Annotated in this window: 17 protein-coding genes; 13 read left to right on the top strand and 4 right to left on the bottom strand. The window is 72.0% G+C overall.

Annotated elements, in window-relative coordinates; genetic code table 11:
• Positions 1 to 16: 16 nt before the first annotated feature.
• A complete protein-coding gene (locus tag AB0B76_RS11830) occupies positions 17 to 1,234 on the top strand; it encodes a cytochrome P450 (RefSeq protein ID WP_360373433.1) in 1,218 nt (405 codons plus the stop codon).
• The gene (locus tag AB0B76_RS11825) at positions 1,231 to 1,446 is read left to right on the top strand and encodes a ferredoxin (RefSeq protein WP_360373430.1); all 216 of its coding nucleotides are present in this window, start codon (positions 1,231 to 1,233) and stop codon (positions 1,444 to 1,446) included. Before AB0B76_RS11830 ends, AB0B76_RS11825 begins: the two co-directional genes overlap by 4 nt.
• Here the strand turns inward: AB0B76_RS11825 and AB0B76_RS11820 are convergent.
• The 3 genes from AB0B76_RS11820 to AB0B76_RS11810 form a co-directional block, all read right to left on the bottom strand.
• Positions 1,411 to 3,090: an MFS transporter gene (locus tag AB0B76_RS11820; RefSeq protein ID WP_360373427.1), complete on the bottom strand. Its 1,680-nt coding sequence runs from the start codon at positions 3,088 to 3,090 to the stop codon at positions 1,411 to 1,413. The genes AB0B76_RS11825 and AB0B76_RS11820 overlap by 36 nt on opposite strands.
• Entirely contained in the window at positions 3,087 to 3,509 is a 423-nt protein-coding gene (locus AB0B76_RS11815; protein WP_360373424.1) for a MarR family transcriptional regulator, read from the bottom strand. The genes AB0B76_RS11820 and AB0B76_RS11815 overlap by 4 nt, the downstream gene beginning before the upstream one ends.
• A 75-nt stretch (positions 3,510 to 3,584) precedes the next feature.
• Positions 3,585 to 5,396, bottom strand: a complete 1,812-nt coding sequence (locus AB0B76_RS11810) for a discoidin domain-containing protein (RefSeq protein WP_360373421.1) — start codon at positions 5,394 to 5,396, stop codon at positions 3,585 to 3,587.
• Between the two features lie 355 nt (positions 5,397 to 5,751).
• Between AB0B76_RS11810 and AB0B76_RS11805 the strand changes: the two genes are divergently transcribed.
• A complete protein-coding gene (locus tag AB0B76_RS11805; RefSeq protein ID WP_360373418.1) occupies positions 5,752 to 7,143 on the top strand; it encodes an MFS transporter in 1,392 nt (463 codons plus the stop codon).
• 46 nt (positions 7,144 to 7,189) lie between these two features.
• On the opposite strand, the gene AB0B76_RS11800 is transcribed toward AB0B76_RS11805, so the two are convergent.
• The gene (locus AB0B76_RS11800; RefSeq protein ID WP_360373649.1) at positions 7,190 to 7,786 is read right to left on the bottom strand and encodes a DUF6518 family protein; all 597 of its coding nucleotides are present in this window, start codon (positions 7,784 to 7,786) and stop codon (positions 7,190 to 7,192) included.
• 91 nt (positions 7,787 to 7,877) lie between these two features.
• Here AB0B76_RS11800 and AB0B76_RS11795 point away from each other — a divergent pair, with 91 nt between their 5' ends.
• The 10 genes from AB0B76_RS11795 to AB0B76_RS11750 all read left to right on the top strand — a co-directional run bounded on the left by AB0B76_RS11795 (position 7,878) and on the right by AB0B76_RS11750 (position 21,826).
• Entirely contained in the window at positions 7,878 to 9,071 is a 1,194-nt protein-coding gene (locus tag AB0B76_RS11795) for a metallophosphoesterase (protein ID WP_360373415.1), read from the top strand.
• A gap of 74 nt (positions 9,072 to 9,145) precedes the next feature.
• On the top strand, positions 9,146 to 10,267 hold the full coding sequence (locus AB0B76_RS11790) for an epoxide hydrolase family protein (RefSeq protein WP_360373412.1): 1,122 nt from the start codon (positions 9,146 to 9,148) through the stop codon (positions 10,265 to 10,267).
• Positions 10,268 to 10,377: 110 nt separating this feature from the next.
• Complete coding sequence (locus AB0B76_RS11785; RefSeq protein WP_360373409.1) at positions 10,378 to 10,965, top strand: hypothetical protein; 588 nt, start codon at positions 10,378 to 10,380, stop codon at positions 10,963 to 10,965.
• A complete protein-coding gene (locus AB0B76_RS11780) occupies positions 10,962 to 12,404 on the top strand; it encodes an SPFH domain-containing protein (protein ID WP_360373406.1) in 1,443 nt (480 codons plus the stop codon). The genes AB0B76_RS11785 and AB0B76_RS11780 overlap by 4 nt, the downstream gene beginning before the upstream one ends.
• A gap of 62 nt (positions 12,405 to 12,466) precedes the next feature.
• The gene (locus AB0B76_RS11775) at positions 12,467 to 13,729 is read left to right on the top strand and encodes a cytochrome P450 (RefSeq protein ID WP_360373403.1); all 1,263 of its coding nucleotides are present in this window, start codon (positions 12,467 to 12,469) and stop codon (positions 13,727 to 13,729) included.
• Between the two features lie 122 nt (positions 13,730 to 13,851).
• On the top strand, positions 13,852 to 17,298 hold the full coding sequence (locus AB0B76_RS11770) for a PA14 domain-containing protein (protein WP_360373400.1): 3,447 nt from the start codon (positions 13,852 to 13,854) through the stop codon (positions 17,296 to 17,298).
• 17 nt (positions 17,299 to 17,315) lie between these two features.
• Positions 17,316 to 19,403, top strand: a complete 2,088-nt coding sequence (locus tag AB0B76_RS11765) for a glycosyltransferase (protein ID WP_360373397.1) — start codon at positions 17,316 to 17,318, stop codon at positions 19,401 to 19,403.
• Complete coding sequence (locus tag AB0B76_RS11760; RefSeq protein WP_360373394.1) at positions 19,400 to 20,884, top strand: glycosyltransferase family 39 protein; 1,485 nt, start codon at positions 19,400 to 19,402, stop codon at positions 20,882 to 20,884. The genes AB0B76_RS11765 and AB0B76_RS11760 overlap by 4 nt, the downstream gene beginning before the upstream one ends.
• A complete protein-coding gene (locus tag AB0B76_RS11755) occupies positions 20,881 to 21,279 on the top strand; it encodes a GtrA family protein (protein ID WP_360373391.1) in 399 nt (132 codons plus the stop codon). Before AB0B76_RS11760 ends, AB0B76_RS11755 begins: the two co-directional genes overlap by 4 nt.
• Before the next feature lie 16 nt (positions 21,280 to 21,295).
• Positions 21,296 to 21,826 (top strand): MgtC/SapB family protein, encoded by a 531-nt coding sequence (locus tag AB0B76_RS11750; protein WP_360373388.1) that lies wholly within the window; start codon positions 21,296 to 21,298, stop codon positions 21,824 to 21,826.
• The last annotated feature ends 6 nt before the right edge of the window (positions 21,827 to 21,832 follow it).

The following is a 21,832-nucleotide window of genomic DNA, read 5'->3' as shown; positions in this document are numbered from 1 at the left end:
CCCGGGGAGAAACACCATGACCACTACGACGGAGGCGGCCCCGCGGCTGCCGTTCGCCCGGCCCAACATCCTCGAGATCGCCCCGCTCTACGACGTCCTGCGTCGCGAGGCGCCGATCACCCGTGTGACCACGCCCGCGGGCGACCCCGCCTGGCTCGTGACCGCGTACGCGGAGGCCCGCCAGGTCTTCGGCGACAAGCGCTTCGGCCGCTCCCACCCGCAGCCCGAGCGCGCGTCGCGGATCACCCACGCCGCGCTGCAGGACGGCCCGACGGGTGACTTCGAGACCGAGGAGCGCGAGCACACCCGGATGCGCCGCCTGCTGGCGCCGGCGTTCTCCGCGGCCCGCATGCGCCGCCTGGGCACCCGCATCGAGGAGCTGACCGCGCGCTGCCTCGATGACATGCAGGCGGCCCGGGACGCGCGCCCGGACGAGCCGGTGAACCTGCACGAAGTGCTGTCGTTCCCGCTGCCGGTGCTCGTCATCTGCGAGCTGCTCGGCGTGCCCTACGAGGACCGGCAGCGCTTCCGCGGGCTGTCCGAGCGCGTCGGGCGCATCGACGGCGGCGCCGACGCGCAGCTGGCGATGGCGGAGTTCCGGGAGTACACCTCCGGGCTCGCCGAACAGAAGCGCCGGGACCCCACGCCGGACGTCATCTCCGACCTCGTCACCGCGCAGACCACGGACCCCACGCTCACCGACGACGAGGTGGCGCGGCTGGCGGCGGGGCTCATCTTCGCCGGCCACGAGACCACCTCCACCCGCATCGACCTGGGCACCCTGCTGCTGCTCGCGGACCTGGACCGGCGCGACCGGTTCCGGGCCGACCCCGACGGCGAGGTCGCCGCGACGGTGGAGGAGATCCTGCGCATCACCGCCCCCGGCGGCCTCGGCCTGCTGCGGTACGCCCACGACGACGTCGAGGTCGGCGGTGTCACGATCGCCCGCGGCGACGCGGTCATCATCTCCAGCAACTCGGCCAACCGCGACGCGACGGTGTTCGCCGACCCGGCCGGGTTCGACGTCGACCGCTCGCCGAACGTGCACCTCGCCTTCGGCCACGGCGTGCACGTCTGCATCGGCGCGAACCTCGCCCGCACCGAGCTGCGCACCGTGTTCCCGGCGCTGCTGCGCCGCTTCCCGGACCTGCGCCTCGCGGTGCCCGTGGACGACATCGTGGTCCACGAGAACCGGCTCACCGGGGCCGTCGACGAGGTCCCGGTGCTCTGGTGAGGGTCCGGGCCGACGCCGCGGTGTGCCTCGCCTCGGGCATGTGCGTGCTCAGCGTGCCCGAGGTCTTCGACCAGCGCGAGGACGACGGGGTGGTGGAGCTGCTCGTCGCCGAGCCGCCCCCGCGGCTGCAGGACAAGGTGCGCCTGGCCGTGCTCGGCTGCCCCGCGGGGGCGCTGTCAGTCCTGGAGGACGTGGCGCCCGCGGGAGGCTGAGGCGGCCGCGGCCAGCAGCGTCATCAGCGTCGCCGCGCCGAAGACGACCACCAGGCCGTCGTGGAACGGCTGGGCGATCAGGTTCGGGAAGAACTCGTGCCCGGTCAGCGTCGTCGCGTTCGCCGGCGGCAGGCTCGCCAGTACCCCGTACGGCTCCAGCAGGTGCGCGACCGGGTTGCTGCCCAGGAACGCCGCGAACAGCGTGCTCACCGGGGGCAGGCCGGCGACCGAGGCGGCCACGCCGTGCGGTACCCCCTGCGCGGTGAGGCCGTCCGTCATCGTCCGCGGCAGCGCACGGGCCAGGCCCACCACCATGAGCGAGAAGAACACCCCGATCGACAGCGACGTGCCCGCGTTCTGGAACGTGGCGCGCATTCCCGAGGCCACGCCCCGCTGGTCGGCCGGCACGCTGCTCATGATCGCCGAGGTGTTCGGCGCGGAGAACATGCCCTGGCCGAGGCCGCTGAGCACGAGGAGGGCGGCGAAGAGCGGGTACGGGAAGTCGATCGGGATCAGCAGCAGCCCCAGGAACCCGGCCGCGACGAGCAGCAGGCCCGTGGTCGAGAACAGCCGGGCGCCGAAGCGGTCGGAGAGGTACCCGGAGATCGGCCCGGCGATGAGGAACCCGGCGGTCAGTGGCAGCATGAAGATGCCGGCCCACAGCGGCGTGTCCTCGAACTTGTACCCGTGCAGCGGCAGCCAGATGCCCTGCAGCCAGATGATGAGCATGAACTGCATGCCGCCGCGGGCGATCGCCACCAGCAGCGCTGCCAGGTTGCCGGCCGCAAACGCCCGGATCTTGAACAGCCCCAGCCGGAACATCGGGTGCGCGATGCGCGACTCGACGACCACGAACGCGACGAGCAGCAGCACGCCGAGCCCGATCCCGCCGAGCACGCGCGGGCTGGTCCAGCCGGTCGGGTGGCCGCCGTAGGGCTGGATGCCGTACGTCATCGACGCCAGGATGAGCAGCGTCCCGGCCGCGAACGTCACGTTGCCGAGCCAGTCGACGGACGCGCGCTGCCGCTCGCCGGTCTCGCGCAGGCTGCGGTACGACCAGATGGTGCCCACCACCCCGACCGGCACGCTGACCCAGAACACCGCCCGCCAGTCGATCGTGGCGAGCACCCCGCCCAGCAGCAGCCCGAGGAACTGCCCGGCGAGCGCGGTGATCTGGTTGATGCCCAGCGCCATGCCGCGCTGGCGCGCCGGGAACGCGTCGGTGAGGATGGCCGCCGAGTTGGCCGTGAGCATCGCGCCGCCGAAGGCCTGCACGATGCGCCAGCCGATGAGCCACATCGCCCCGGCCCCGGCGCGGAAGGGGTCGAAGGAGAGCGCGACGGAGGCGATGGCGAAGATCAGGAAGCCGAGGTTGTACATCCGGACGCGGCCGAACATGTCCCCGAGGCGCCCGAGCGCGACCACCAGCACGGCCGACACGAGCAGGTAGCCCATGATCATCCACAGCAGGTAGCCGATGTTGCCCGGCGCCAGGGGGTCCAGCCCGATGCCCCGGAAGATGGCCGGCAGCGAGATGATGACGATCGACCCGTCGATCGTCGCCATGAGCATGCCGAGCGTGGTGTTGGACAGCGCGATCCACTTGTACCGGTCGGTCTTCGTCTCCGGCAGCGTGGCGGTCACAGCTCCTCCGCCAGCTTGTCGAGCAGCCGGGCCGCCTCGACCAGGGATCGCCGCTCGTCGGCGCTGAGGTGGGCGATCGCCTCGGCCAGCGCCTGCGTTTTGAGCGTGCGGCGGTCGGTGAGCAGCCGGCGCCCGTCGTCGGTGACCGTGATGAGCACGCGGCGGCCGTCGCCGGGGTCGGGGGAGCGGCGCACCAGCCCGCGCTGCTCCATGGCCTGCAGCGTGGTGCCCATCGCCTGCGGCTTGACCCGCTCGTCGCCGGCCAGCTCGCCGGGCGTCGCGGGCCCGCCGCGGTCCAGCCGCGACAGGACCGAGGCCTCCGACAGCGTCAGCTCGCCGGGCACGTGCGTCTGCCGGAGCCGCCGGACCAGCCGCCCGACCGCGATCTGCAGCGCGGCGGCGGTGCTCTCGATCTCCATTTAGTAAATGTAGACTGATAAACCTGGGTTGAAGAAAGGGGGCGGCGCGGTGATCCGCACCACCCCCGGTTCCTCCTAGAAGCCGACGGCGACCAGCAGGTACTGCGGGCTGCCGTGCGACACGAACGACGACTGGCCGGCGTAGTCGTCGTACGGGAAGCCGTACGCGAGCCGGTTGATGGCGTGGTCGTGCCAGAACTTCGCGTAGTAGTTCGCCGGCGCGGCCAGGTAGTACAGGCTCGGCGTCGACCAGTCCGACTGCGGCCGCTCGCGCACGTGCCGGTTGAGCGCGGCGCAGTTGCCCGGGTCGTTGGCGAGCACCCCGGCGCAGCCGAAGATGTCCGAGGTCGGGGCGTTGATGCCGAACTGCTGGGCGTAGGCGGTGAAGTAGTTCTGGTTCACCCCGCCGGAGCGGAAGGTCGGGTCGCTGCCCGGCGCGATGATCCGGTACGGCGCCTGCGACTGGGCGAGCACCTTGAACTGTTGCGGCACCTCGGCGATGAACTTCGCGAAGGTGGCCTCCCGCGTCTCGGTGAAGGTCTGGTAGTCCTCGCCGACCTGCACGTCGTAGCCGTCCTTGGCGTGCAGGCGCATCGCGAGCTTCAGCCCGAAGGCGTCGACGCGCGTGGTGTTGCCGTTGAACACGTTGGCGCCGACGGTGAACTCGATGAAGTCGTAGTACTGCCCGTTGGGCTGGCCCACGTAGAAGTACATCCGGCCCGCGCTGTTGGCCGGCATGTCGAGGTACGGCTGCTCGGCGATCGAGTGCGTCTGCCCGTTGAAGCTCCAGTAGACCTGGCTGTCCGGGTAGCGCCCGTTGGTGCGGTTGAGCACCTTCACCTCGACCACGTTCTGCGCGGCCGGGATGGTGCTGGTGTCGCCCCAGAACTGGTCCGGCGGCGGCGGGCTGCTCGGCGGGTTGCTGATCGGCGTGGTCGGCACGGTGCCGGTGACGCGGACGCCGAACTCGAACAGCGAGTACCCGTAGGCGGTGCCGCGGACCGTGCCGTACATCCGCACGTACCGCCCGGAGCCGGTGACGGTGAGGTTCTGGACCCCGCCGGCGCCGGTCGTGGTGCTGTAGATGCTCGTCCAGGTCGTGCCGTCGGCCGAGGTCTGGATCTGGAAGGACTTGCCGTAGGCGGCCTCCCAGTTGAGGTCGACGCCGCAGATGCTGGCGGTGCCGCCGAGGTCGACCTGGATCCACTGCGGGTCGCTGAACGCGCTCGACCAGCGGGTGCCGGTGTTGCCGTCGAACGCGGCCGAGGCCGGGCTCGCGGCGTTCTCCGTCGACGACGCGGTCGCGGGCTTGCCCTGGGCGGCGTTGGCCGAGCCGCAGGTTTCGCCGCCGCCGATCGTGCCGAAGACCTGGAACTCCCACAGCGAGTACCCGTAGGCGGTGCCGCGGGCCGTGCCGTTCATCCGGACGTACCGCCCGGAGCCGGACACGCTCAGCGTCTGCACGCCGCCCGTGCCGGTCGTGGTGCTGTAGACGTTCGTCCAGGTCGTGCCGTTGGCCGAGGTCTGGATCTGGAAGGACTTGCCGTAGGCGGCCTCCCAGTTGAGCACCACCTGGTCGATCGTGGCGGTCTGGCCCAGGTCGATCTGGATCCACTGCGGGTCGCTGAACGCGCTCGACCAGCGGGTGCCGGTGTTGCCGTCGGTGGCGGCCGAGGCCGGGCTGGCGGCGTTCTCCGTCGACGACGCGGTGGTCGGCTTGCCCTGGGACAACAGCGTGCTCGCGGCGCTGGCGCTGCCGATCGAGAAGGCCGCGTAGCCGACCAGGACGACCGCGACAGAGAGCGCGCTCACGAGGAGCCCGCGCCGTCGGTTCCGTGCGCGCCGATCGATGGGTTCGGGGGTGGCGGGTCTGGTTGTTTCGGACATCAAGGCTGCTCCCTGACGTGGTTGGGGCGTCCTCGACCGCCGCCGCACCTTATCTGGTGCGCCGGTTCAGGCGGTGGACCGGCGCGGGCGGGCGGTGGTCGCTGGCGGGTGATGAGAGAGCGCTCTCTCCGTAACAGAGCCTCATCCAATCGACCCGTTCCGTCAAGTGGCGGGTTTTGATGTCTCACGCGGCGGGCACGTGCTGTCACAGAAGGGCACGTCGTCGTGCTCGCAGGCGCCTGGGAGGTGCACGTTGGCTGACACGCAATCCGCATCCGCCCCGACCGGTGGTGTCATCCGAAGTCTGATCCCCGCCCGGATCGACCGCCTGACTTGGGCGCCGTTCCATACCCGCATGGTGATCGCGCTCGGTACCGCCTGGGTGCTGGACGGTCTCGAGATCACCATCGCCAGCGCCGTCGGGGCCGTGCTGAACAAGGAGGAGACCCTCGGGCTCTCCAGCACGCAGGTCGGCGCGATCGCCACCGTGTACCTGCTCGGCGAGGTCTTCGGCGCGCTGTTCTTCGGCCGCCTCTCCGACGCCCTCGGGCGCAAGAACCTCTTCATCGTCACGCTGGGCGTCTACCTGGCCGGTAACGCGCTCACCGCGCTGACGTGGGGCAACGGCCTCAGCGGCCTCATCTTCCTGTACCTGACGAGGTTCATCGCCGGCGCCGGCATCGGCGGCGAGTACGCCGCGATCAACTCCGCCATCGACGAGATGATGCCGGCCAGGTACCGCGGCCGTGTCGACATCGGCGTGAACGGCACCTACTGGGGCGGCGCCATCATCGGCACCCTCGGCACGTACGTGCTGCTCAACCACATCTCGCTCAACATCGCGTGGCGGCTGGGCTTCCTCATCGGCCCGATCATCGGCCTGGCGATCTGGAACCTGCGGCGGCACCTGCCGGAGAGCCCGCGCTGGCTCGTCATGCACGGCCGCGAACGGGAGGCCGAGGAGGCCATCGCCCAGATCGAGGGCGACGTCGAGCGCTCCGGTCAGACCCTGGCCCCGGTCGACGAGAACCACGCCCTCGAGGTCAAGCCGGCCTCCGGCCACGGCTATCTCGCGCTGGTCAAGGTGCTCTTCACCAAGCTGCCGGCCCGCTCCACGCTGTCGGCCACGCTCATGATCACGCAGTCGTTCCTGTACAACGCGATCTTCTTCACCTACACCCTGGTGCTGTCGAAGTTCTACCACGTCGACGCCGAGAAGACGCCGATCTATCTCATTGCCTTCGCGATCGGCAACCTGGCCGGCCCGCTGCTGCTCGGGCACCTCTTCGACACCGTCGGCCGGCGCAAGATGATCTCCGGTACCTACATCCTCTCCGGCGTCCTGCTGGCCATCTCGGCCTGGATGTTCGACGCCGGCATCCTCAACGCCTTCACGCAGACCATCGCCTGGTGCATCATCTTCTTCTTCGCCTCGGCGGGGGCGAGCTCGGCGTACCTCACCGTCTCCGAGATCTTCCCGCTGGAGATCCGGGCCCAGGCCATCGCCGTGTTCTTCGCCATCGCCCAGTGCTTCGGCGCCATCGGCCCGATCTTCTACGGCTGGCTGATCGGCGAGGGCACCGACCCGGGCAAGCTGTTCATCGGGTACCTCATCGGCGCCGCCGTCATGATCATCGGCGGCGTGGTCGAAGTGGTCCTGGGCGTGGACGCGGAGGGCAGGTCCCTCGAGCACGTGGCCACGCCACTGACCGCCGTCTCGGTCGGGGGCACCCGCATCGAGGAGTGACGGTTCGCCTTCACGGGCGGCGTCCGGTTCCTGACCGGGCGCCGCCTCACCGTGTGAAGGCCACGTCGAGCACGGAGGCGAGCGTCAGGTACCCCACGACCCCGAGCGCCGTGGCCGGCACGAGCGCCACCATCGCCATGAGCCGCTCCCGCCCGCCCCGGCTGAGCACCAGCGGCACCGCGAGCCCGATCGCCGCCACGATCCAGGCCTCGCCGGCCGGGCGCCCCTTCACCGCCAGGTACGCCGCCTCGGCCAGGAACACCGCGCCCAGCGCGCACACCCCGACGACCCGGTGCCCCCGCCGCTCGTCGCGCCACCAGGCCCCGGCGGTCGCGAACACGGGCCCGGCCGCGAGCCCCACCACCGACCAGCCGACCGGCCCGGCGAGCACATCGGCGCCGACGTGCCGGTGCTCGAACACCACGAGCCCGCCGTAGTACCCGGCCACGGCCCCGACCAGCACGACGACGCCCGCGAGCGCGACCCGCCACGGGCCCCGGCGCGCCACGGCCCCGGCCGCGAACGCCCCGACGGCCCACACCGCCCCGGAGTTCACCAGCCGCCCGGAGTCGCCGCCCAGAACGCCGCCGAGCAGCAGCGACACCACGCCGAGGGCAATCCCGCCGAGCACGCACGCGAGCATCGTCTTCACGGCGACATCGTCCCAAGAAGCTGCAACCGCCGTCACAGCCTGCTCTCAGGATCTGGATGGCACTGCGTGTCATGATGGTCCGATGGCGACTACTGAGGCGGTTCCCGGCCCCGCGGCCGTGCGGCGGCGTTCGCTCCTGCGGCCCCTGGCGTTCACGGCGACGCTCGCCGTCGTGCTCGGGCTGCTCTTCGGGGTGCCGTGGTGGTCGCTCGTCATGGCCGGCAACGACTGGCCGGTCGGGGTGCGGGTGGCCGGGACCGTCGTGTTCGCCGTCGCGCTCGTCGTGTTCCCCGTCTCGATGTTCCTCGGGCACGGGCGCCGGGTCGACTGGGCGGCGCGCACCGGCGACACGATCCTCGGGGCCGTGTGGATCCTGTTCGTCTGGGCGATCGCCGGGGACCTGCTGCGGCTCGCGCTGCTGGCCGGGGGCGTCGACGACCCCGTGCGCTCGCGGGTGGCGGCCGGGTTCACCGCGGTCGTCGCGCTGGGGCTCGGCCTGTGGGGGTACCGCGAGGCCATGCGCGTGCCGCGCGTCCGGCGCGTCGAGGTGCGCATCCCGCGGCTCGGGGCCGGCCTTGACGGGCTGAAGATCGTGCAGCTCACCGACACCCACTACGGGCCGATCGACCGCATCGCCTGGTCGAAGGGCGTCACCGAGGTGGTCAACTCGCTCGGGGCCGACATCGTGGCGCACACCGGCGACATCGCCGACGGCACCGTCGGGCAGCGCACCGGGCAGGCGGCCCCGCTGGGCGACGTCCGGGCCGGGCTGGCGCGGGTGTACGTGACCGGCAACCACGAGTACTTCGGCGAGGCCCAGGGCTGGCTCGACCACATGCAGCAGCTCGGGTGGGAGCCGCTGCACAACCGGCACATCGTCGTCGAGCGGGGCGGCGACCGGCTCGTGGTGGCCGGCGTCGACGACCGCACCGCGGCCGGCACCGGGCTGGAGGGGCACAGGGCCGACCACGCGCTGGCGCTGGAGGGGGCCGACCGCGAGCTGCCGGTGCTGCTGCTCGCCCACCAGCCGAAGCAGATCGACGCGGCCGTGGAGTACGACATCGACCTGCAGATCTCCGGGCACACCCACGGCGGGCAGATCTGGCCGTTCCACTACCTGGTGCGCATCGACCAGCCGGTGGTGCAGGGCCTGACCCGGCACGGCGCGCGGACGCAGCTGTACACGAGCCGCGGCACCGGCTTCTGGGGCCCGCCGTTCCGGGTGTTCGCGCCGAGCGAGATCACCGAGATCACCCTGCGCGCCGCCGAGCGCTAGTGGAACGGATCATTCCGGTCTGCTAAGCTGTGACGGAACGAAGCATTCCGTTCCGTCACAGCTCGGGAGTTGTCATGAGCGAGATCCGTCCGTTCCGCATCGAGATCGCCCAGGCCGACGTCGAGGACCTGCGGGAGCGCCTGGCCCGGACCCGCTGGGGCGGCGAGATCCCGGGGCAGGGCTGGAGCCGCGGCGTTCCGGTCGACTACCTGCGGGGCCTGGCGCGGTACTGGGAGCGCGACTTCGACTGGCGGGCGGCCGAGGCCCGGCTCAACGCGCTGCCGCAGTTCCTCACCACCGTCGACGGGCAGGACCTGCACTTCGCCCACGTCCGCTCGGACGACCCCGCGGCCACGCCGCTGCTGATCAGCCACGACTGGCCGGGGTCGTTCGCCCTGTACCTCCCGGTGGTCGAGGCCCTGCGCGAGCACTTCCACCTCGTCATCGTCAGCAACCCCGGGATGGTCTTCTCGGGGCCGCTGACGTCCGCCGGCTGGAACACCGCCCGCAGCGCCGCCGCGCTCAACGAGGTCATGCGCCGGCTGGGCTACGAGCGCTACGGCGTGCAGGGCACCGGCGGCGGCGCCTGGATCGCCGTGGAGATGGGGCGCCAGGAGCCGGCGCGCGTCATCGGGGTACACGTGAACGGGCACGTCACCTTGCCGACCGGCGACCCCGCCGACTTCGACGGGCTCACCGCGGCCGAGCAGGACCGGCTGCGGCGGCTGCAGGAGTTCCGCGACGACAAGATGGGGTTCAACGCCATCCAGTCCACCCGGCCGCAGACGCTCGCGTTCGGGCTGCACGACTCGCCGGTCGGGCAGCTCGCCTGGATCGTCGAGAAGTTCCAGGAGTGGACGGACCCGTCCGCGGCGCGGCCGGAGGACGCGGTCGACCGGGACCTGCTGCTGACCAACGTGAGCCTGTACTGGTTCACCGGCACCGCCGGCTCGTCCGCCAACATCTACTGGGAGTCGGCGCACGACCCGTCGGCCTGGGCGCCGAAGGAGAAGTCCGCGGTACCGCTGGGCGTCGCCCTCGGGGTCACCGACATCACGGTCCGCCGCTTCGCCGAGCGGGACACGCCGGTGACCCACTGGACCGAGCTTCCGGCGGGCGGCAACTTCCTGCCGGCCGAGCAGCCGGAGCTGTACGCCGAAGACGTGCGGGCGTTCTTCAAGACGACGCCGGCCTGACGCTGAGTGATCGCCGTCACTACATTCGTCGACGACGGCGTTGCGCGGCAGGCGTATCTTCAGCGTTGCGGGTCCCGGCGCCCTGACACTGGGACCAACGGGGATGGCACATGAGCGCCGTGTCGCTCGCCTTTCTGGGCCTGGGTGGCCTGAGCCTGCTGCTGTTGCTCGCCTCGCTGCGCTTCCGCCATCTCGGCCGTCTCGGCCACCTGGGTCACCTCGGCCGCTTCTCGCACCGGCTGCGCCTGCCCGGGCGGCGGCGGTCACAGGGGCTCTCGCTGCCCGTGACGAGCGGCTTCCTGGGCGGGTTCGGGTTCGGCGGGGCGATCGCGATCGAGGTCACCCATCGCAGCGGGCCCACCGCCCTCCTCGTCGGCGCCGTGGCCGGAGTCGTGGTCGGCGTGCCGCTGGCGTGGGCGGCGGGGCGGTTCGTGGCCGCCGTCGCCGGGATGCACACCGACGCCACGCCCGAGAGCGCCGGGGTCGTCGGGGCCATCGGGGTCGTCATCAGCGAGATCCCCGTCGGCGGGCTCGGTCAGGTGCGGCTGTCGTACGCGGGGCAGCCGATGAAGTTCAACGCGCGGGCGGACGGTCCGCTCGCGCTCGGCGTCCAGGTCCTGGTGATCGGGGTACCGACCCCGACCAGCGTGCTCGTGACGCCGTTGCAGGCCGTTCTCAACCTTGAGGAAGGGTCATGACACCCCTGCTAGTCGCCGTCGGCGGCCTCGCCGTCCTCGTCGTGCTCATCGTCGTCTCCGTCCTGTCGCGGGTCCGCGTCGCCGGGCCCAACGAGGCGTTCATCGTCACCGGCCGCAAGGGCCGCGCCGTCACGGGCAACGACGGCAGCGTCACCACGGATCTGTCGGGCCAGAAGGTGGTGATGGGCGCGTCGGTGTTCGTGCTGCCGGTCGTGCAGCGCCTGTACCGCCTGGACCTGTCCAGCCGCGAGATCCCCGTCGAGGTGAACGCGGCGGTGAGCAAGCAGGGCATCCGCTGCGACGCCGACGCGGTGGCGATCGTCAAGGTCGGCGGCACCGCCGAGATGATCCGCCCGGCCGCGCAGCGCTTCCTGCACCAGCAGGATCGCATCGAGACCTTCACCGCGCAGGTGCTCTCCGGCGCCCTGCGCAGCGTCATCGGCCGGCTCACCATCGAGGAGATCATCCGGGACCGGGCCGGGTTCGCCGCGCACGTGGCCGAGGAGGCGGAGCTGACGCTCACGCACCAGGGCCTGGTGCTCGACGTGTTCCAGCTCGAGGACATCCGCACCGCGGGCACCTACCTGCAGGACCTCGGGCGGCCCGAGGCGGCGCGGGTGTTCCGGCTGGCCGCGATCGCCGAGGCGCAGGCCCGGCAGGGGGCCGAGCAGGAGCGGATGCGGGCCGAGGAGGCGATCGCCGAGGCCGAGCGGAACCTGGCGGTCAAGAAGGCCACCGTGCAGGCCGAGATCGACGCGGCAAACGCCCGCTCGGCGAGCGCCGGGCCGATCGCGCAGGCCGAGATGCAGCAGGCGGTCCTCGCCGAGCAGCAGAAGGTGGCCGAGCGCAACGCCGAGCTCAAGCAGCGCCAGCTCGACACCGAGGTGCGCAAGCCGGCGGACGCGGAGCGGTACAAGGTCGAGCAGGAGGCCGAGGCGGCCAAGAACGCGGCGATCGCCCGGGCCGACGCCGCCCGGCAGTCCACCATCGCCGCGGCCCAGGCCCAGGCGGAGCAGGCCCGGCTGGTCGGCGAGGGCGAGCGGTCCCGGCGCTCGGCGGCCGCGGAGGCGGTGCGCCTGGAGGGCGTGGCCGAGGCCGACGCGGTGCTGGCCCGCGGGCAGGCCGAGGCGGCGGCGATGCGCGCCAAGGCCGAGGCGTTCGAGGAGTACGGCCAGGCCGCGATCCTCGACCTGCTGGTGCGGGTGCTGCCGGAGGTCGTCGGCGCGGCGAGCGCGCCGATCGGGGAGATCGACCAGCTGACGGTCATCTCGACCGAGGGCGCCACCTCGCTGACGAAGACCGTGGCGAGCAACGTGGCCCAGGGGCTGCAGCTCGGCACCGACCTCACCGGGATCGACCTCAAGGCGCTCCTCTCCGGCCTCGCGACCGGCGGCACGCCCAGTTCCAACGGCAAGCCCGAGGCGATCGAGGCGAAGTAGCATCGAGGCCAAGTAGACCAGCGGCGCACCCCTTGGTACCGTCAAGTACCAGGGGGTGCGCAATGGTGATGGGGACCGCGGTCCGATGGGCCACCAAGCACGGCTTCATGCGGGCCGGCATCAACGCCGCCGCGCGCAAGGGCGACGAGCAGGCCCGGTTCTTCATCGATCCCGCCGTCCGCGCCGATCCCTACCCCTTCTACAAGGGCATCCGCGAGACCGCGCCGCTCGTGCGCAGCCGGCTGATGTGGGCCACCGCGCGACACGACCTCGCCGGGGCGGTGCTGCGCCACGACGCGTTCGGGGTCGGGTTCACGGACCGGCCGCTGCCGGCGCCGATCGGGCTGATGTTCCGGTTCAGCCGGCGCAGCTCGCCGATCGGGCCGGTCGACCCGCCGTCGATGCTCGTCACGGACCCGCCGGACCACACGCGGTACCGCCGGCTCGTCTCGAAGGTGTTCACCGCCCGGGCCATCGAGGGGCTGCGGCCGCGCATCGAGCAGACGTGCGCCGAGCTGCTGCGGGACAAGCCGGCCGACCTCGTCGCCGACTACGCCTCGCTGCTGCCGGTCACCGTGATCGCGGAGATCCTCGGCGTCCCGCTGGACATGCGGCGGCAGTTCCTCGCGTGGGGCAACGCGGCCGCGCCGACGCTCGACCTCGGGCTGTCCTTCCCGCTGTACCGCCAGACCGAAATCAACATCCGGCGCGTCAACGACTGGATGCGCGGGCATTTCGCGCGCCTGCGCCGGGAGCCGGGCGACGACCTGCTGAGCCAGCTGGTCCAGCTGGACGACCTGAGCGAGGACGAGCTGCTGGCGACCGCGGGGCTGCTGCTCGCGGCCGGGTTCGAGACCACCGTGAACCTGCTCGGCACCGGGGCGTGGCTGCTCATGCGGCACCCGGAGCAGCTGGCGATCCTGCGCGAGGAGCCGCGGCGGTGGGGCAACGCGGTCGAGGAGACGCTGCGCTTCGACTCGCCGGTGCAGGTGACGGCGCGGGTCTGTCGCAAGGCCACCGAATTCGGCGGGGAACGCATTGAACCGGGGCACGTGGTGATGGCGATGCTCGCCGGCGGAAATCGCGATCCGCGAATATTCACCGATCCGGACACTTTCGACGTGACCCGGACGAATGCTCGTGAACATTTGTCGTTCTCCGGCGGTGCGCATTACTGCCTCGGCGCCGCGCTGGCCCGGCTGGAGGGCGAGATCGGGCTGCGCATGCTGTTCGAGCGCTATCCCGACCTGCGCATCGACGGCGAACCGCATCGACGGACGACCCGGGTCCTGCGCGGATTCGAATCGCTGCCGGTGACGATCTGAGCAGAAGCGTGTTTCCGGATGCGCATACCTGAATTGCGGGAAACGGCGCCGAATCAGTGCTGTGACGGCGTATTCGTGGAACCGCCACGGGCGGATCACACCGGGGCCGGAGCATTCTGGCCGTGCGCAGATCGCTGCCGTTCACCCTGTTGCTGGCGCTGGTCGCCGCGCTGCTCGGGCCCGTGCCCGCGGCCCGCGCCGCGACCCCGCCGGGGTTCGCCACGCAGCTGCTGGCCGGCTCGGGGCTCGACGGGCCGACCGGGTTCGAGATCGCCCCGGACGGGCGCATCTTCATCCTGGAGCGGACCGGCAAGGTCAAGATCTTCAAGGACGGGCGGCTGCTCGAGCCGCCGTTCGCCGACCTGCCGTCCGAGGCGTCCGGCGACCGGGGCCTGATCGGGGTCGCGTTCGATCCGGCGTTCGGCGGGGCCAACCACTGGGTGTACTTCTACTACACCGGCCACGACCTGCGGAACCACCTGGTGCGGTTCGACGCGTCGGGGGACGTCGGCACCGAGGGGCCGTACACGATCTTCGAGACCCAGTCGCCGTCGCAGCTGCTGCACGTCGGCGGGAGCATCCGGTTCGGGCCGGACGGGAAGCTGTACTTCGCGGTCGGGGACAACGGGTACCCGCCCAACGCGCAGGACCTGTCCAACCCGCACGGCAAGATCCTGCGGATCAACCCGGACGGGACCATCCCGGCGGACAACCCGTTCTACGGGCAGCCGGGGAAGCTCGCGGCGATCTGGGCGTACGGCTTCCGCAACCCGTGGCGCTTCCAGTTCGACGACGCCACCGGGCGGCTGTACGCCGGCGACGTCGGCGACTACACGTGGGAGGAGCTCAACCTCGTCGTCAAGGGCGGCAACTACGGCTGGCCGGTGCACGAGGGGCGCTGCACGAGCAACTGCGCCGGCTACACCGACCCGGTCACCGCGTACAACCACGACGGCGGCAGCGGCGCGGTCACCGCCGGGCCGGTGTACCACGGCCGCCAGTTCCCGGCCGAATACGCGGGCAGCCTGTTCTTCGGCGACTACTCCCGCGGCTTCATCAAGCGCGCGGTGCTGGACCCGGCGGGCCAGGTCACCGCCGTCCAGGACTTCGACCTCGACGCCGGCAGCGTGGTCGACCTCAAGGTGGCGCCCGACGGCTCGCTGTACTACATCACGTACTTCCCGGGCCAGCTCTACCGTGTGTCGTACAGCCCGGCCGGCAACGCGCCCGCGGTGCACGCGTCCGCCGACACGACCGGCGGCCCGGCCCCGCTCACCGTGCACTACTCCTCGGCCGGCACGAGCGATCCGGACGGCGACGACCTGACGTACGCCTGGAACTTCGGCGACGGCAGCACGAGCACCGCGCCGAACCCCACGAAGGTCTACCCGGACGTCGGGGTCTATCCGGCGACGCTGACGGTCTCGGACGGCGTCAGCACCGTCGCGTCCCGGCCGATCGTGATCCAGGTCGGCACCCCGCCGGTCGTGCGGATCGCGGCGCCCGTCGACGGCAGCGCGTACAACTCGGGCGACACCATCACGTTCAACGCCTTCGGCAACGACGCCGCCGGCTTCGACGTCTCCGACGGCGACATCAAGACCGAGGTGTTCCTGCACCACAACACCCACGTCCACCCGTTCGCCGGGCCACTGACCGGGCGGGTCGGGCAGTTCACGATCCCGACCACGGGCGAGGCGTCGGCGGACACCTGGTTCGAGGTCAAGGTGACCGTCACCGACCGCAACGGCCTGTCGAGCACGAAGTCGGTGTACATCCACCCGCGCACGTCGACGATGACGTTCGCGACCAGCCCGCCCGGCCTGGGCCTGACCCTCGACGGCGTCCCGGTCCCCACCCCGGACGCGGTGCCGGGCGTGGTCGGCTTCCGGCGCGAGATCGCCGCCCCGCCGACCGCCACCGACGCGGCCGGGAACGTCTACCACTTCACGGGCTGGTCCGACGGCGGCGCGATCCGCCACTTCGTGACCACCCCGGCCGCCGACGCGACCTGGACCGCGGCGTACGCGCCGTCGGCCCCGTTCACCGGCGAGTACTTCGACAACCAGAACCTGGCCGGCGCGCCCGCGCTCGTGCGGGCCGACAAGACCGTCGACTTCGTGTGGTCCACCGGCCCGCCCGGCCCCGGCGTCGACGCCGACCACTTCTCGGCCCGCTGGAGCAAGACCGAGTACTTCGCGGCCGGCCGCTACCGCTTCACCGTCGCCTCCGACGACGGCGCCCGCCTGTACCTCGACGGCGACCTGGTCATCGACCAGTGGCACGACCAGGGCCCGACCGCGTACGACCACGTCGCCGACCTCGGCGCCGGCGAGCACACGGTGCGGATGGAGTTCTACGACAACGTCGTGGACGCGAGCGCCCGGCTCAGCTGGGACACCACGCCGGACCAGCCGCGGGACGTGTTCACCGCGCAGTACTGGAGCACCCCCGGCGCCGGCGACCAGCCCAGCGTGCCCGCGACCGCGCCGGCCCTGACCCGGGACGAGCCCGCGGTGGACCACGACTGGCAGCTGGGGTCGCCCGACCCGAGCCTGCCCGCCGACCACTTCGTGGCGCGGTGGACCCGGTCGCTGACCCTGGCCGCCGGGTACTACGACTTCACCACCACGACGGACGACGGCGTGCGGCTGTGGGTCGACGGGCAGCTCGCCGTCGACCACTGGGGCGACCAGGGGCCGACGCCCTACACGGCGCACCTCCCGCTGGGCAACGGCGCCCACACGGTGGTCATGGAGTACTACGAGAACGGCGGCGGCGCCCTCGCCCGGCTGGCGTGGGCCCGCACCGGGGACATCCCGGCGCCCCCGCCGTACCTCGCCAAGTACACCGGCGACGGCGGCGACCTGTACGCGTCGGAGTCCACAGTGGACCACGAGTGGGGCGACGGCGGCCCCGGGCCCGGGATCGGGGCCGACGACTTCCGCGCGGAGTACACCCGCACGGTCGTGCTCCCCGCCGGGCTGTACCGCTTCGCCGGCGCCTCCGACGACGGGGTGCGCGTGTCGGTCGACGGGCTGCCGATCGTCGACAAGTGGCGCGACCAGAACGAGGACTTCAGCGCCGACATCTCCCTGCTCGGCGGCGCCCACGACATCCGGGTCGAGTACTACGAGCACGCCGCCGGCGCCCGCCTGCACTTCGGCTACCGGCGCGTCGGCGACGTCGCCGCCCCGTCCGGCTGGACCGGCGCCTACTACGCGGGGCGGGACCTGAGCGGACCCCCGGCCATGCTGCGCACCGACGGCGCCATCGACTTCGACTGGGGCGCCGGCTCACCCGGCCCGGCGATCCCCGCCGACGGGTTCTCCGCCCGCTGGACCAGGACCGACCACCTGGCCGGCGGTACCTACCGCATCACCGCCACCAGCGACGACGGGATCCGCGTGCTCCTCGACGGGGACGTGGTCATCGACGGCTGGTCCGAACACCCACCCGCCACCTTCACGTACGACACCACCCTGCTCGAGGGCGACCACACGATCACGGTCGAGTACTTCGAGAGCGGTGGGGGCGCACTGGCGCGCTGTTCGGTCATCCGGTTGTGAGCGTTAGGAGATTCCCCGTGACCACCCCAAGGGCCACGATCGTCATTCCCTGCCGGCACGAGGAGGACAACGTCGGGCCGCTCATCGTGCGGCTCGCCGCGGTCGTCACCGACGTCGAGCTGCTCTTCGTGGACGACAGCGACGATGACCGTACCGTCGCGGCAGTTGAACGGGCGGCCCGCGAACTGCCGGCGTCCCTGTGCGTGCGCGTCTTCCACCGCCGCGGCGCGCAACGGGCCGGCGGCCTGGCCGGCGCGGTCACCGACGGCTACCGGCGCGCGAGCGCGACGAAGGTGCTGGTCATGGACGCCGACCTGCAGCACCCGCCGGAGCTGGTGCCGGCGCTGCTGGCCGCGCTCGACGACCACGACCTCGTGATGGCCAGCCGCTACCGGGAGGGTGGCAGCAGCGGCGGCCTCGACGGCCCGGTCCGGCGGCTGGTGTCCACCGGCAGCACGGTGCTGGCGCGGGTGGCGTTCCCGGTGGCGCTGCGCGGGGTCACCGACCCGATGACCGGGTTCTTCGGGGTGCGCCTGGACCAGATCGACCCGGACCGGCTCCGGGCCCGCGGTTTCAAGATCCTGCTGGAGATCCTGGCCCGCTACCCGCGGCTGCGGCGCACCGAGCTGCCGCTGGACTTCGGGGCGCGGCTGGCCGGGGAGAGCAAGGGCGACCTCGGACAGGGCCTGCTGTACCTGCGGCAGCTCCCGGCGCTGCGGGCCGCGACGTGGTTCGCGACCCCGGCCGCGCGGTGGGGCACGTTCCTGGCGCTCATCGCCGCGGTCACCGTCGGGCTGGTCGCCGCCCCGCTGTCCGGGGCCGCGGTGCTGGCGCTGCTCGTGACCGCCGTCGCCGTCTACAACACCGTCGTCGGCGCGCTCGAGGTGCGCTGGCGGCTGTACGGCTGGCGCACGCCCGAGGCCGTCGAGCAGATGCGCTGGCCTTCGGGCGACGGCCTCGCCACCCAGGAGCGCTTCACGATCATTGTCCCGGCGCTGCACGAGGAGCTGGTCATCGCCGCGACCCTGCGGCACCTGCTCCGCCAGGACCACCCGGACTACGAGATCCTCGTGTCGCTGTGCGAGGGCGACGACGCCACCATCGCCGAGGTCGCACGGGTCCAGGCGGACGACGACCCGCACGGCCGGGTCCGCACGGTGATCCGCGCCTACGAGCGCTCCAACAAGCCGCGGCAGCTCAACGCGGCCCTGGCGGTCTGCCGCGGTACCGTCGTGGGCGTCGTCGACGCCGAGGACGACGTGGCCCCGCAGCTGCTCACGCGGGTCGACACCCTGCTCGGGCGCACCGGCGCCGACGTGGTGCAGGGCGGGGTGCAGCTCATGACGCTGGGCTCGCGGGCGCGGGACTGGTTCAAGGTGCACAACGTCATGGAGTACTTCTTCTGGTTCACCAGCCGCATGTTCTACCAGGTGCGGACCGGGTTCGTGCCGCTGGGCGGCAACACCGTGTTCATCCGCCGGGAGCTGCTGGACCGGGCCGGCGGATGGCCGGACAACCTCACCGAGGACTGCGCGCTCGGGGTGCTGCTGTGCACGAAGTACGGCGCGCGGGTCGTCGCCGCCTACGAGCCCGAGCTCGCGACGCGCGAGGAGGTGCCGCAGACGATCGGCAACCGGCGGGCCGGTTCGCTGTTCTGGCAGCGGGTGCGCTGGAACCAGGGTTTCCTGAGCATCCTGCTCGAGGGGCGCTGGTCGACGCTGCCGACGCTGCGCCAGCGGGCGCTCGCCGGGTACATCCTGGCGACCCCGTTCCTGCAGGCGTTCTCGGCGCTGCTGCTGCCGCTGTCGGTGGCGACGATCGTGTGGCTCAAGGTGCCCGTGTTCGTGGCCATGCTGATGTACGCGCCGTTCATGCCGATCCTCATCACGCTCGCGACCCAGTTCCTGGGGCTGCGGGAGTTCGCGCGCTCGTACCGGCAGAAGGTGCTGTGGCGGCACTACGCCTTCCTCCTCGCCGGCGCCCCGGTGTACCAGTGGGTGCTGATGGGGGCCGCGTTCTGGGCGGTCTGGCAGCACATCGACGGGAATACGACCTGGCACAAGACGGCCCACGGCGGCCACCACCGGCCGGTGCTGGCGTCATGACCCTGGTCATCGAGCGCCCGTCGCCCACCGCGGATACCGCGCCGGTCAAGCCGGTCCGTTCGTACCGCTCCTGGTGGATCCTCACCCCGCTGCTCGTCGTCGCCGGGCTCGTCAACGGCTGGAACCTGCACGGCTGGCCGGGCCGGATCAACGACGACGAGGGCACGTACGTCGACCAGGCCTGGGCGATGCTCGACCACGGCGCCCTGGCCCACTACACGTACTGGTACGACCACCCGTTCCTCGGCTGGGCGATCATCGCCGGGTACGCCGGCCTCACCGACGGCTTCGACCGCGCGCCCAGCGGCGTCATGGTCGGCCGCGAGGTCATGCTCATCGCCGCGCTGGTCAGCTGCGCACTGCTGTGGTTGCTGGCCCGGCGCCTGCGGTTCGGCCGCGGCTGGTCGGCGGTCGCCGTCGCCCTGTTCGCGCTGAGCCCGCTCGCCGTGTACTTCCACCGCATGGTGTTCCTGGACAACCTGGCGACCATGTTCATGATCGCCGCCCTGGCCGCGGCCGCCTCCCCGCGGCGCAGCGTCGGCGCGGCCCTGTGGAGCGCGGTGTGGTTCGCCGGCGCCGCGCTGTGCAAGGAGACCATCGTCATCCTGCTCCCGGCGCTGGTCTGGCTGCTCGTGCGGCACACCGACCGCCGGACCCGCCCCTGGAACCTCGGCGTCTTCGGCGTCACGTTCGCCGTGCTCGTCGCCGCGTACCCGGTCTTCGCCCTGCTCAAGAACGAGCTTGTGCCGGGCGCCGGGCACGTGAGCCTGGGCTGGGCGCTGTGGTGGCAGGTCTTCGGCCGGGCGGGCAGCGGCAGCCTGCTCGACCCGTCGTCGGGCACCTACGGCCTGGCCCACTCCTGGGTGGACCTCGACCCGTGGCTGATCGTTCCGGGTGTACTGCTGGTGCCGGCCGCCTGGTTCGTGCCGCGCCTGCGCCCGATCGCCCTGGCGCTGCTCATCCAGGTCGTGATGATGTGCCGGGGCGGCTACATGCCTTTCGCCTACGTCATCGCCATGCTCCCGTTCGCGGCCCTGCTCATCGCCGGGCTGCTCGCCGCGGTTCCCACCCGCGTCCCGGCGATCGCGGCGGGACTGGTGGCGGCGGTCCTCGTCCTCCCCGCGTGGACCTCGACGATGGTCGCCCAGTCGCACGTGGACGGCAGCGCCGACTCCCGCGCGGCCACCCGGTGGGTCGTCGACCACGTCCCCCGCGACTCCGTGGTGGTCACCGACGACTACATCTGGCTCGACCTCAAGCTCGCCGGGTTCACGAAACCGGTCTGGCTGTGGAAGGTCGACACCGACCCGGAGGTGATGACCGAGGTGCTCCCGGCCGGCGCGGCGAGCATCGACTACGTGGTGCTGGCGGGCCAGGCCGACAGTACCCTCGCGTCCCTGCCGACCCTCCGCGAAGGCCTCGCCGGCTCCGACGTGGTCGAGCGTTTCGGCGAGATCGAGGTCCGGAAGGTGCGCCGGTGAACCGCCTGCTGCGCCTGGCCGGCTTCGGCGCCGCGGGGGCCTCGGGCGTCCTGCCGAACCTGGCGGTCATGTGGCTGCTGTCGGACCGCCTCGGCGTGCACTACGTCGCGGCCGCGGTCGCGGCGACGGAGGTGGCCATCGCGTGGAACTTCGTCCTGCTCGACACGCTGGTATACCGGAAACGCCGCACCGCCCGCCGCTGGTGGGCGCGCCTGACCCGCTTCGCCGTGCTGAACAACCTCGACCTGGCCGTGCGCCTGCCGCTGCTGACCCTGCTGGTGGGCTCGCTGCACCTCGACGAGGTCGGGGCGAACCTGGCCACCCTGGTCGCGGCGTTCGCGCTGCGGTTCACGCTGACCGACCGCTTCATCTACCGTCCACCCGAGCCGGCCTGACCCCTATGCTTCCGGCGTGGTACATGAGCTCGTACTCGTCGGGCGCCTGGCGGTGGCGTTCGGGCTGACCTTCGCGCTCGGCTACGAGCGGGAGCTGCGCGGGTCGACGGCCGGGGACCGGACCTTTGCCCTCGTCGGCATCGCCGGCGGCGTCATCGGCCTGCTCGCCCAGCTCAACGCCCCGACCGCGCTCGCCGGGGCGATCACCGGCGTCGGGTTCATCGGGGCGGGGCTGCTGTTCCGGCAGAACCGGCCCCAGGCGACGACCCAGGACCCGATCGCGCCGGCGTCGAAGGGCACCCGCAGCCAGAGCCAGCTCGCCACCCTGCACGGCGTGACGACGGCCGCGACGATCCTGGTCGCCGCGGTCATCGGGGCGTGCGCCGGGGAGGGCCTGGTCGTCGTGGCGACCGGGGCCACGGCCCTGGTGCTGCTGACCCTGGAGCTGCGGTACATCCCGCTCCTGCGCCGCCTCGACGCGGGCCGCTACGCCGACCGCTTCGTCAGCGACGACGAGCCTCACCCCTCCCGGCGGAATCCGGACTGATACGGC

This window comes from Dactylosporangium sp. NPDC049140, from assembly GCF_040648435.1.
This window is presented reverse-complemented; position numbering and strand designations above follow the sequence as displayed.

Coding starts and splice junctions, on each gene's coding strand:
- AB0B76_RS11830 (WP_360373433.1), top strand. CDS start 17: ATGACCACTACGACGGAGGCGGCCCCGCGGCTGCCGTTCGCCCGGCCC.
- AB0B76_RS11815 (WP_360373424.1), bottom strand. CDS start 3,509: ATGGAGATCGAGAGCACCGCCGCCGCGCTGCAGATCGCGGTCGGGCGG.
- AB0B76_RS11810 (WP_360373421.1), bottom strand. CDS start 5,396: ATGTCCGAAACAACCAGACCCGCCACCCCCGAACCCATCGATCGGCGC.
- AB0B76_RS11805 (WP_360373418.1), top strand. CDS start 5,752: ATGGTGATCGCGCTCGGTACCGCCTGGGTGCTGGACGGTCTCGAGATC.
- AB0B76_RS11800 (WP_360373649.1), bottom strand. CDS start 7,786: ATGCTCGCGTGCGTGCTCGGCGGGATTGCCCTCGGCGTGGTGTCGCTG.
- AB0B76_RS11795 (WP_360373415.1), top strand. CDS start 7,878: ATGGCGACTACTGAGGCGGTTCCCGGCCCCGCGGCCGTGCGGCGGCGT.
- AB0B76_RS11790 (WP_360373412.1), top strand. CDS start 9,146: ATGAGCGAGATCCGTCCGTTCCGCATCGAGATCGCCCAGGCCGACGTC.
- AB0B76_RS11785 (WP_360373409.1), top strand. CDS start 10,378: ATGAGCGCCGTGTCGCTCGCCTTTCTGGGCCTGGGTGGCCTGAGCCTG.
- AB0B76_RS11780 (WP_360373406.1), top strand. CDS start 10,962: ATGACACCCCTGCTAGTCGCCGTCGGCGGCCTCGCCGTCCTCGTCGTG.
- AB0B76_RS11775 (WP_360373403.1), top strand. CDS start 12,467: ATGGTGATGGGGACCGCGGTCCGATGGGCCACCAAGCACGGCTTCATG.
- AB0B76_RS11760 (WP_360373394.1), top strand. CDS start 19,400: ATGACCCTGGTCATCGAGCGCCCGTCGCCCACCGCGGATACCGCGCCG.